The 12,047-nt window shown below is 36.0% G+C and carries 9 protein-coding genes; 3 read left to right on the top strand and 6 right to left on the bottom strand.

The window, feature by feature from the left end:
- Positions 1-348: 348 nt before the first annotated feature.
- The 6 genes from WOCAOBSORBRA_RS03665 to WOCAOBSORBRA_RS03690 form a co-directional block, all read right to left on the bottom strand.
- Positions 349-606, bottom strand: a complete 258-nt coding sequence (locus WOCAOBSORBRA_RS03665) for a hypothetical protein (protein WP_010962372.1) — start codon at positions 604-606, stop codon at positions 349-351.
- Positions 561-731 carry a hypothetical protein gene (locus WOCAOBSORBRA_RS03670; RefSeq protein ID WP_155975168.1) on the bottom strand — a complete coding sequence of 57 codons (171 nt, stop codon included), beginning with the start codon at positions 729-731 and terminating at the stop codon, positions 561-563. Before WOCAOBSORBRA_RS03670 ends, WOCAOBSORBRA_RS03665 begins: the two co-directional genes overlap by 46 nt.
- Positions 700-3,087, bottom strand: a complete 2,388-nt coding sequence (gene gyrB / locus WOCAOBSORBRA_RS03675; protein ID WP_174515949.1) for a DNA topoisomerase (ATP-hydrolyzing) subunit B — start codon at positions 3,085-3,087, stop codon at positions 700-702. Before gyrB ends, WOCAOBSORBRA_RS03670 begins: the two co-directional genes overlap by 32 nt.
- Positions 3,088-3,295: 208 nt before the next feature.
- On the bottom strand, positions 3,296-3,904 hold the full coding sequence (locus WOCAOBSORBRA_RS03680; RefSeq protein ID WP_174515950.1) for an SCO family protein: 609 nt from the start codon (positions 3,902-3,904) through the stop codon (positions 3,296-3,298).
- Between the two features lie 44 nt (positions 3,905-3,948).
- On the bottom strand, positions 3,949-4,644 hold the full coding sequence (gene dnaQ / locus WOCAOBSORBRA_RS03685; RefSeq protein ID WP_064124802.1) for a DNA polymerase III subunit epsilon: 696 nt from the start codon (positions 4,642-4,644) through the stop codon (positions 3,949-3,951).
- A 17-nt stretch (positions 4,645-4,661) separates the two neighbouring features.
- Positions 4,662-5,312: a Tim44/TimA family putative adaptor protein gene (locus tag WOCAOBSORBRA_RS03690; protein ID WP_174515951.1), complete on the bottom strand. Its 651-nt coding sequence runs from the start codon at positions 5,310-5,312 to the stop codon at positions 4,662-4,664.
- Between the two features lie 164 nt (positions 5,313-5,476).
- Between WOCAOBSORBRA_RS03690 and secB the strand changes: the two genes are divergently transcribed.
- From secB to putA, 3 genes are all read left to right on the top strand, one after another.
- Positions 5,477-5,980, top strand: a complete 504-nt coding sequence (gene secB, locus WOCAOBSORBRA_RS03695; protein ID WP_006279761.1) for a protein-export chaperone SecB — start codon at positions 5,477-5,479, stop codon at positions 5,978-5,980.
- Positions 5,981-5,994: 14 nt separating this feature from the next.
- Positions 5,995-8,580, top strand: coding sequence for an aconitate hydratase AcnA (acnA, locus tag WOCAOBSORBRA_RS03700; protein WP_174515952.1), 2,586 nt, complete (start codon positions 5,995-5,997; stop codon positions 8,578-8,580).
- A gap of 134 nt (positions 8,581-8,714) precedes the next feature.
- Entirely contained in the window at positions 8,715-11,855 is a 3,141-nt protein-coding gene (gene putA / locus WOCAOBSORBRA_RS03705) for a bifunctional proline dehydrogenase/L-glutamate gamma-semialdehyde dehydrogenase PutA (protein WP_174515953.1), read from the top strand.
- Positions 11,856-12,047 lie beyond the last annotated feature (192 nt).

The raw sequence follows: 12,047 nt of genomic DNA on the forward strand, positions 1-12,047 counted from the left end.
ATTTCTAATCCTCCAAAATTTTATTTTACCCGAAAAAACTCCTTTCTTTCTCTCCACTTTTTCTGGGTAAGGTCACTTGGCAACAGTTGCTCTACTTTCTCCTTCATCCAATGCTTCCATTGCTTCCATTGCTTTTTTCCTTAAGTCGTAACTATACGCTGCTGGCATACAAACCCCTCTACCATAAATCCATTCTTACCTTATTGGGATTATTATGAGAAGAGCTATAACTCTATGGGAGGGAAGCAAAATCTGGGATTCGGCCTTAATGGCATTAGCGTTGCATCAGCTTCACCCTCCCTGTGAGGTATTTTAGCTCTAATGCCTCACATCATAAAGATACAAGTGTCAAGCTACTTGGATGACAGGGGAGGGAGGCACTGGGATGACAGGAGAAGGTAGTGGGATGACACCCTGACAACCGTCATCCCGCTGCTTGTTAGCGGGATCTAGAGATACCGCGAATGAATCGCGGCATGACGTAGGACTGCTTTCATTCCAGTGCTTGACACTGGAATCCAGCCTTTCTGCAATCTCATCGAAAACGTTGTAACCACTTTCTATGCTAGTTTGCTTGTGAGCAACCTGGATTCCAGTGTCAAGCACTGGAATGACACCGTTATAAAGGAACCAGTGTCAGCTACTTGAATGACACAGTCTTTGCTTAAACCCGTAACGTTCGTACATTTTGCTAAAAGTTCAAATATCAACATCATGCACATTAAGTGCATTGCTATTAATAAAATCACGGCGTGGTTCAACTATATCACCCATTAATATTGAAAATATGGAATCAGCTTCTTCACAATCTTTTATTTCAACCTTTAATAAAGTTCTAGCCTCAGGATTTAACGTAGTATCCCATAGCTGATCAGCATTCATTTCACCAAGACCTTTAAATCTCTGCAGAGTTAAACCTTTTTTACCATAGTCCATTATTATTTTTGCAAGCGTACTTGGAGAAGTGATTCTTATTTCAGTTTCTTGTGACTTTAAAAATGAATCACCATTAAATAAATTACTTATACCATCAAGCAAACTTAATATGTTTTGCATATCTTTGCCTTCAAGCATACTAAGTGCAAATATATATTTGTCTGCCAATCCTTGAAACAATTTAGAGATATGAATTTCTTTTTCTTCATCTTTTATTTCCACTTCCCAAGTGTATTCGCTGTACATTAACTTCAAATACTTTAATATCTCATCAGCCGATGATAGAGCATTCTTTTTACTTAAAATTAGCAATGACTCTAAGAGATTTTGTGGTATTTCTCTATCATAATTTTTGCTAATATTAGAAGTGCTAACGCATTTATTCAAAATAAGGCGTAAGTTGTTAAATTCTGTAGCTGTACCACTTAGTGTTAATCTTTTAACTGCTGAGTTTATTATATACTCTTCAAAAGTTTCGTCATCTTTAATATAAGTGTCTTTGGCATTCTTTGTAACTTTATAGAGGGGTGGCTGTGCTATGTATAAGTAACCTTTTTCAATAACTTCACGCATATGTCTAAAAAAGAAAGTTAGAATCAAAGTTCTTATATGTGAACCATCAACATCTGCATCTGTCATGATGATAATTTTATGATATCTAGCTTTTTCAATATCGAAGTGTTCACTCCCTATTCCAGCACCAATTGCAGTGATTAAAGAGCCTATTTCTGCAGATGAAAAAATACGATTTAAACTTACACGTTCTACGTTTAGAATTTTTCCTCTTAAGGCAAGCACTGCTTGTGTTTTACGATTACGCCCCTGCTTTGCAGTACCACCTGCTGAATTACCCTCTACTATAAATAATTCCGATAACTCAGGGGCTTTTTCCTGGCAATCAGCAAGCTTTCCTGGCAGAGTTGCAATATCAATATTGTTTTTGCTTTTAACTAGCTCGCGCGCTTTTCTTGCAGCTTCTCTTCCTTTTGCTGACCTGATTGCTCTTTCTACTATGCTTGCTGCCAATTTGGGATCAGTTTCAAGGATTGTGCTCAATTTATCAGAAACTATACTTTCTACAACTGCACGTGCTTCAGAACTAACTAGTTTATCTTTTGTTTGTGAAGAAAACTTAGGATCAGGCATCTTAAGAGATAAAACACAAGTTAAACCTTCTCTAACGTCCTCTCCAGTTAAATTTACTTTTGCTTTCTTTAAAAACCCTTCATTAGTTGCATAGGTATTGATACATCTAGTTAGTGCAGATCTAAATCCTGCCAAATGCGTACCACCATCTCGTTGCCGTATATTATTAGTGAAACACAACATATTCTCATAGTAGGAATCATTCCATTCCATCGATATTTCCAAGCTGATGCCAAGATCTTCTGCATCTCCTTTCATACTGGCAATTTTAGTTACATGTGTCTTATTCTTATCTAAATACTGCACAAAATTTGCTGTACCAAAATTGTCTTTAGATTGATTGCTCTGATTGAAATGAGATTCTGTATATGGTTCATTGCGCAGATCACGTAAAGTAATGTCGATATTTGAATTTAAAAATGCTAATTCTCTTATACGACTTTCAAGCGTTGAGTAACTGAAATTAATGCCATTAAAAGTCTCTGTTGATGGCATGAACGTGACTTTAGTTCCTCTTTTGTTTGTATTTTCGTTGACTACCTTTAAAGGTTCAATAGACTCACCATCTTCAAAAAGCATAAAGTGTTCTTTCTTATTGCGCCAAATAGTTAATTCCAACCAGCTTGATAATGCATTCACAACTGAGATTCCAACACCATGTAATCCCCCAGAAACTTTATAGGTATTGCTGTCAAATTTACCACCAGCATGGAGTTGAGTCATTATTACCTCTGCTGCTGATATTCCTTCTTCTTCATGAATGTCAGTTGGAATGCCACGACCATTATCAGTTACAGATACTGAACCATCTTTATTTATGCTAACTTCAATTTGATCACAATATCCAGCTAAAGATTCATCTATTGCGTTATCAACAACCTCATATACCATGTGGTGCAAGCCAGATCCATCGTCAGTGTCACCAATGTACATACCTGGACGTTTCCTTACAGCATCAAGACCCCTTAAGATTTTTATTGCATCGGCATTATAACTATTTTCCATGGTATTGCTTCGTTTATGAATGTTAATTAATATTACATTCATATATGCTGATTAGCAACATTTTTAAACTGATAACCCATATTAAAAGCACAATTTTACGAATGTTTATTTTTGAAGACAGCAAATAGTGTCATTCCAATGTGTCTTCCAGGTGGAGATTAAATTATAATGCTCATGCAGTTGCGTAATTAACAGAAAAATCTATAATTCAGTTTACGTATTTTCTGATCTCAGCCAAAATCTTATCAGATTGACTTTCGTCTGAATTTAAATCAGCTGCAAAGTGTGTAACATATCTTCCTCCAGGGCCAATAAGATATATTATCGAAGAATGGTTGATTTCTTCTTCTCCGTCTACTTTGCTTGCATATACTTTATATTTTGCAACTACTTCGTCTATTTTTTCTCTTTCACCAGTTAACATTTGTATTCTGTGGTCAAATTGCTGCTGAAATTCTTTAAGTCTTTCCGTGCTATCGCGTTCAGGATCAACTGTGATGAAGAATGTTTGTAGCTTGTTGTTAGTTTTCTCATCTAACTTTGCAAGTGTTTCTGAAATTATTCCAAGGTTCATAGGGCAAATTCTTTTGCATGAGGAAAACCCAAAGAAAATCATCATGTATTTATCTTTAAAATCACTACTGCGCAGGATCTGTCCGTCCTGATTAATTAAAGAAAAATCTCCGCCTATCTTAACTTCTGCGTTGTGAATCGCTGCTGGGGCAAATATGCCTTTTTTAGTGAAATAACAATAACCTAAAAAAACAACTGCTAATGCTGCTAGCACATTAGATGACAATCTTATAAACCTTACCATTAGAATGCTCTCAGTAAAATTAAATTGTATCTTTATTGGTTAACCTATTCAATATATTTATTCCAAAGTGTATTGTTAATTTTGTCTAACAGTTTCTTATGTTCATCAATTTCTTCACTATTTGGTGAATGTTCTCTGGGAGTTAGATTACGCACTTTATGCTGAACGAATGTAGAGTTACTGTCCTGATTGCATTCATTATCAAACAGAAAGGTTTGTAACCCTCCTGTAAGTTCAACATATACCTTTGCAAGCAATTGAGCATCAACTAGTGCTCCGTGCAATTCTCTATTCTCTAGCGATATATCAAAACGCTTACATAATGCATTCAAAGAAGCAGGTGATCCTGCGAATTTTTTCCTCGCAAGAGGTAATGTATCTAGCACTCTATCTGAGGAAATTAACCCAGCATTCAGCTTGCTTAGCTCCATGTTAAGGAACTTAACATCGAATTCAGCGTTGTGAATTACCAAAATATCATTAGATATAAAGTCAAGAAATTCAAGTGCAACATCTGAAAATAATGGTTTATCTTCTAAAAATTCTTCACTAATACCGTGAATCTTAAACGAGTGATAAGGTATATCTCTTTCTGGGTTAAGGTACCGATGGAATACTTTACCTGTTGGAATACGATTAATTAATTCCACACACCCTATTTCAATAATTCGATGACCAGATTCAGTGTCAAGACCTGTCGTTTCAGTGTCAAGTACTATTTCGCGTAGCTTGCTTTCCATTTCAAATAAAACTCATCTTACTTATCATTTGTCTTATCGTTACTTGTCTTTTTATAGTGAATAGAAACAAGCAACCAGCTTGGGTCTGATGAATTAACATTTTTTTTGAATTGCCATACATCCTCAACTTTATTAATAGTGGATGTACTACCTGATATTGTATCTCCTTCATTGTTCTTAACGAAGTTAATTTGCTCTGAAAGGAAATATACTGTAATAAACACTGCGTTTTTTACTAGCTTTATTTCTAAAATCTTTTGTGAAACGATAGAAACAATTATAGACTCGTGCACCTCTTTACGATGTTTAATCTTCTCTGCAAAATTATCATATAAGTCTTTATCGAGAAGTGGTTTTAACTGAGACAAATTTCCTTGATTGAAACATTTTATTATTAATTCAAAAGCTATGCTTGAACCTTCTATAAAGTGGGAAATAGAAAAATCTTTGTTTTTTTTTAATATTTGTTTATAAGTAACTTTTATTGAATTTTCATCATTGCTATCAATGTAACCCTCAATGTTTTCTACTACATCTTCTCTACTTCGGCTTACATCCAATACATTAGTTAGCTTTTTTAGGTTGAGGTTGGCTGACCTTCCTAAAGAATTATACAAACGTGAAAAAATGAACGCCGCTAATAAAGCATATATTACAAGCTCTATCATAGTAACTCAACTCCTTGGCATATAAAGTATCCGAACATTATTAATTATTAATGAAAATATGTTTTTCATATCAACTTATAATCAGGTTTGCTATTCGTTTGTAAATGAATATATTATATAAGAAAGTATTAAATATCTCAACTTAATTAAAGGAGACGTAAGAAATGCCACAACAAAAAATGAGAATTCACGGTCAATATGTTAAAGATCTATCATTTGAGAATCCGAATTCGCCATTCCTTTCTTCTAGTAAAGCTCCAGATATTAATGTAATGGTTAATATCAATTCAGCAAAATTAGAAGGGACGAAAAACAAAGAAGAAGTGAATGAAGAAAAATCTTTTCATGAAATTACTTTGCATATAGAAGTCAAAGCAACGGTAAAAGATGAAGGCATAAAAGATGGTGTAGCTTTCATTTGTGAGACGAAATATTGTGGCATTTTTTCAATAGAAAATTTAAAAGAGTTGAGTGAGGAAGAGGTAAGACAAGCTTTGTTTATTGGCGGACCTACTTTTCTTTTTCCTTTTGCAAGAGAAATAATTGCAAGAGTTACAAGTAGTGGTGGATTTCCCCCACTGATGCTAGATCCGATAGATTTCGAAACTATGTATGAGCAGCAAGGTCAACAACAAAAAAGTAACGGCAGTAATTCCAATTTTAACTAATATAGTGTGATAGGATGAACAATTCTTTAAATGCAAAAACGACTTTAAACATTGACGGGAAGTCATACAACTATTTTAGCCTAAGTAGTGCTAGTGAATTTTTAGGAATAGATGTGACTAAATTGCCTTGCTCACTTAAGGTTCTGCTTGAAAGTTTATTGCGCAATGAAGATGGAGTGAACGTAAAGCTAGATGACATAAGAGTACTAGCAGACTGCGTTAATAAACACACTAATCACGAAATTAGCTATAAACCAGCAAGGGTGTTGATGCAAGATTTTACAGGGGTTCCTGCTGTTGTTGATCTAGCTTCAATGCGGGACTATGTTAAGAAAAATGGAGGAAACCCAAGCAATATAAATCCGTCTGTACCGGTTGATCTTGTGATTGACCATTCTGTTCAAGTAGATAGTTATGGAAGTGTTTCCGCATTCAGTAAGAATGTTGAGTTAGAAGTAAAAAGAAATTTGGAGAGATATCAATTTTTAAAGTGGGGAGAATCGTCCTTCACAAATTTTAGAGTAGTGCTGCCTGGCACAGGGATTTGCCACCAAGTGAATCTTGAATATTTAGCGCAAGTTGTGTGTAATAATGATGGAGTCATATATCCTGATACTTTAGTTGGTACTGACAGCCATACTACAATGGTTAACGGATTATCAGTTCTTGGTTGGGGTGTTGGAGGCATAGAAGCTGAGTCTGTGATGCTTGGTCAACCAATTAGTATGGTGATTCCAGAAGTAGTTGGATTTAAATTAATTGGCAGATTGTCGGAAGGAGTAACTGCGACCGATTTAGTGCTGACGGTTACCAATATCCTAAGAACAAAAGGCGTTGTTGGTAAGTTTGTAGAATTTTATGGTGATGGTTTAGATTATTTATCTTTGGCAGATAGAGCCACTATAGCAAACATGGCCCCAGAGTATGGTGCAACTTGTGGGTTTTTTCCAATTGATCAGAAAACACTCGATTATTTACATTTAACAGGGCGACCAGAAAAGCTGATTAAGTTAGTTGAGGCTTATGCGAAAGAGCAAGGATTGTGGCGTAGCAATAATGAGTTAGCATTTTTTGACACACTAGAACTTGATTTATCGAGCGTGAAGCCAGTAATGGCTGGTCCTAAAAGACCACAAGATAAGGTTTTTCTTTCACAAGTGGCAGAGTCTTTTTCTAAATCATTTTCAGTTAATGAGTCAAAGGAAAGCGATAAACTCCAAGATGGAAGTGTAGTTATTGCAGCAATAACAAGCTGCACTAATACCTCAAATCCAAGTGTGATGATTGCTGCAGGTCTTGTAGCTCGTAATGCAATTAAACTTGGATTAAAATCAAAGCCTTGGGTTAAAACTTCTCTTGCTCCAGGGTCACAAGTTGTAACAGAATATTTAGAAAAGTCTGGATTGCAGGTAGATCTAAATGCTTTGGGTTTTAATCTAGTTGGATATGGTTGCACAACTTGCATTGGGAATTCTGGTCCACTTAATAAAGATATAGAAGATGGCATTAAAAACAAAAACTTAACCGTTGCTGCAGTTTTATCTGGCAATCGTAACTTTGAAGGAAGAATTCATCCGTTAGTCAAAGCTAATTACTTGGCATCTCCGCCACTTGTTGTTGCATATGCACTTGCTGGTACTGTGCAAATTGATCTGACAAAAGATTCAATATGCAAAGATAAGAATGGAAATGACGTCCATCTCAAGGATATATGGCCAACAAACAATGAAATCGAAGATTGTGTTAAAAATGTGGTAACACGTGAGATGTTTATACAAAAGTATAAGGATGTTTTTTCTGGTGATGAACATTGGCGAAAGATAAAGTGTGAAAAAAGTGAAATCTATAATTGGGATGCAAATAGCACTTACATACAAAATCCGCCCTATTTTGATAATTTATCACCTAAAAATAATAAAATCGATATAAAAGGTGCACAAATATTGGCAATGTTTGGCGATAGCGTAACCACTGACCACATTTCCCCTGCTGGAAATATTGCCTCAAGTAGTCCTGCAGGTATATATTTAAAAAATCTTGGAATTGAGCCACAGGACTTTAATTCGTATGGGTCTCGTCGTGGTAACCACAATGTAATGATGCGTGGGACTTTTGCTAACATTAGAATAAAAAATGAAATGGTAAGCATCGAAGGCGGCTATACAAAATATATTCCTTCTCAAGAAACTATGTCGATTTTTGATGCAGCAATGCGCTACAAGGAAGCTCTCATCATTGTGGCAGGAAAGGAGTATGGCACAGGTTCAAGTAGGGATTGGGCAGCAAAGGGTACTTTATTGTTGGGGGTTAAAGTTGTCATTGCAGAAAGCTTTGAGCGTATACATAGGTCCAACTTGGTCGGCATGGGTGTTCTTCCACTTATATTCCAAAATGGAATAACCAGAAAGATATTTGATGGTAGCGAGGTAATAAGCATAAAAGGTGAAATAGTGCCAGGTGGAAATCTAGAATGCATCATCAAAAGAAAGGATAATTCAAAGCAATCAATTCAACTCAAATGCTGTGTACAAACCGCAACTGAGACTAAATACTTGATGTGTGGTGGAGTGTTGAGCTACATACTTGCACAATCTTTTTGATTTAGTGAAGTTATTGCATGGACTTCTTTTAGCCAGCCCTGATCCCTTTGTAAATAGCAATTTGCTCTGCGCAAAGTTATGATATAATTTCACCATACATATGGTGTCGGAGTATTTTTTGGAGATAATTATATATGATAAGCTCTATACAAGAACCTAATGAACTCAGAAAACGTTTACAAGGATTTTATCGTACTGATGAAAAGAGTTATATACGTTATCTTGTAGAAAAAGCAGAGCTTTCGGCTGATTCAAAAAATAGAATTTATAATATTGCAAAACAAGTTATTGAAAAAATCAAACACAATAAATTAAGTATTGTAGATTCCTTTATGCAGCAATACTCGCTTTCCAATGATGAAGGAATAGCATTGATGTGCCTTGCTGAATCGCTACTTAGAATACCAGATGATTATACAATAGACGAGCTAATCAAAGATAAAATTGCCAATCAAGAATGGAGTAAATATTTAGGATATTCTTCTTCATTGTTCGTCAATGCTTCCACGTGGAGTTTAATGATAGGTAGCAGTATATTGAGAGATAATGAAGGCGATTCGAAGTTCTATTACGCAATTTCTAAGTTACTTAAGAATTTAGGAGAACCGATCATTCGCAAAGCAGTAAAACAAGCAATGTCTATGCTTGGTAATCATTTTGTTGTTGGAGAAACCATAGAAGAAGCTTTAAGGTACGCAAAACTAGATGACAATAGTAAGTTTTTATACTCTTTTGATATGCTTGGCGAAGCTGCTCACACAACTGAGGATGCAGAAGAGTATTTTAATTCATACATGCACTCAATAAAAGCTATAGGTGAATCCACTGAAATAAATGATTGTTTTAAATCCCATGGAATTTCAATCAAACTTTCTGCTTTACACCCACGTTATGAATTTAGTCAATTTGGCCGAATTGCTGGTGAGATATTCACTAAGGTTTTAGAGCTCTGCCGCGAGGCAAAAAAATACAACATTTCACTATGCATAGACGCAGAAGAAACAGAAAGGCTTGAAATTTCCTTAATCTTGTTTGAACAATTACGGCTTGATGAATCACTTTCTGAGTGGGAAGGGCTCGGCTTGGCTGTACAAGCATATCAAAAACGTGCTTTATCTGTTCTTGACTTTGTAGAGGATGTTGCTATTCGATCAAAGCACAAAATTATGGTGAGGCTTGTAAAAGGTGCATATTGGGATTCAGAAATCAAGTGTACGCAAGAATTGGGATTAAATGATTACTCAGTATTTACAAGAAAAAGCTATACTGACGTATCTTACCTCGTGTGCGCACAGAAACTTTTGAGTAAACCAAACAGCTTTTACCCATGCTTTGGAACTCATAACGTCTATACTTTTGCTTCTATCATGGAACTTGCTGATAAAAACCACCCTGGATTTGAATTTCAACGCTTACATGGAATGGCAAAAGACTTATATGATTATGCAATGTCAGAGCTTGCAACAAATGTTAGCTGTCGTGTCTACGCACCCGTTGGGGAACATAGTGACTTGTTGCCTTATCTTATAAGACGCCTTCTTGAAAATGGAGCTAATAGTTCGTTTGTTAATCAAATAAGTGATCCTAACGTTAAAATCGATGAGTTAATTTCAGATCCACTGGAAAAAGCTATAAATTTTAATTATGAACCTCATCCAGGCATTCCATTACCACAAGATATTTTGGGACCAGAAAGAAAAAATTCCTTGGGGATGGATATTAGTGATTCTGTGATAGTCTCACAATTTGCAGATGATATAAAGGGTTTTAGTGAAAAAAAGTGGCAAGTTGGACCAATAATTGATGGAAAAGCACTATTTGATAATGCTGAATTTATCGAAGTAGTGAATCCTGCACATTTGGAAAATGTAATTGGAGAAGTGTCAAGTGCAACAAGCGATCAAGCTTTAAACGCTCTTGAAATAGCACATAGTGCTTTTGCTAAGTGGCAGAATGTTTCAGCAGAAGAGCGCGCTAAATGCCTTGAAAAAGCTGCAGATTTGCTTGAGGAAAGGATGAAAGAGTTAATTTACATTCTGATTGTGGAAGCAGGAAAAATTTTATCCGATGCAATAGCAGAAGTAAGAGAGGCAATCGACTTTCTGCGTTATTATGCAATGATAGCAAAAAATGAACTGAGCGACTGGAAAAAATTGCCGGGCCCAACAGGTGAAGATAACTTCATCTTTTTTGAAGGCAGAGGAGTTTTCTTATGCATATCACCGTGGAATTTTCCGCTCGCTATCTTCATTGGGCAGGTCTCAGCTGCACTTGCAGCAGGTAATGCAGTGCTGGCAAAACCGGCAGAGCAAACGCCGATTATTGCCTACGAAGCTGTTAAGATACTACATGAAGCTGGGATACCAAAGAATGTGTTACACCTCATTCCTGGGGATGGTGGATATTTAGGCAAAATATTAGTTTCAGACAATAGAATTGCCGGAGTAGCTTTTACTGGCTCAACACAAACTGCTCAAATAATCAATAAAATGCTTGCAAATAGGGATGGTCCTATTGTGCCACTTATTGCTGAAACAGGAGGGCTCAATGCTATGATAGTTGATAGCTCTGCTCTTTTAGAGCAAGTGGCTATGGATGCTTTGCTTTCTGCGTTTCGTAGCAGTGGTCAACGCTGTTCTGCACTTAGAGTGCTGTTTATTCAAGAGGACATAGCAGAGAAGCAGATAAAAATGATATGCGGTGCAGCGCAAGAACTCAAGATTGGTGACCCAATACAACTTAGTACTGATATTGGTCCAATAATTGACAAAGCATCTATCGATATGCTAACTCAACATACGCAAAAAATGTCAGAGGACGAAGATTCAAATCTGTTATTTAAAGTACCCATGGATACAAATTCTCATAATGGTTATTTCTTTCCTCCATATATTTATGAAATACAAAAAATTTCGCAATTAAAGCAAGAAGTATTTGGTCCTATTTTACATATCATACGTTTTAACAAGTCACAATTAAATGAAGTTATAAGTGATATAAATAGTACTGGATATGGACTCACGTTTTCTTTGCAGAGTCGTATACAAAGTCAAATTGATACTATAAGTAAAAAAATATCAGTTGGAAATGTCTACATCAACCGTAACCAGATAGGTGCAGCAGTTGGGATACAACCATTTGGTGGTAGAGGACTATCTGGCACTGGGCCAAAAGCTGGTGGTCCTCATTATTTACAGCGTTTTTCTACAGAAAAAGTTGTAAGTGTTAACACTACAGCATTTGGTGGTAACACTACACTTATGTGTTTGGATTAATTTGCAGGCCCTAATTTTTCTTACCCCTAAACTAGACGTTCGTGCAGTTATGTACACAGCGCTAAAATCCGAAAAGGACCAGCTCATGCACTGAAATAAATCGTATCCATTCAGCCAATGACGTCAACTTAAGAACTTTCATTAGCAAACTCTCCTAAAGACATGATGGCGTTTAGGCTTATCTACTTTATT

This window comes from Wolbachia endosymbiont of Cardiocondyla obscurior, assembly GCF_902713635.1.
GTDB lineage: Bacteria > Pseudomonadota > Alphaproteobacteria > Rickettsiales > Anaplasmataceae > Wolbachia > Wolbachia pipientis.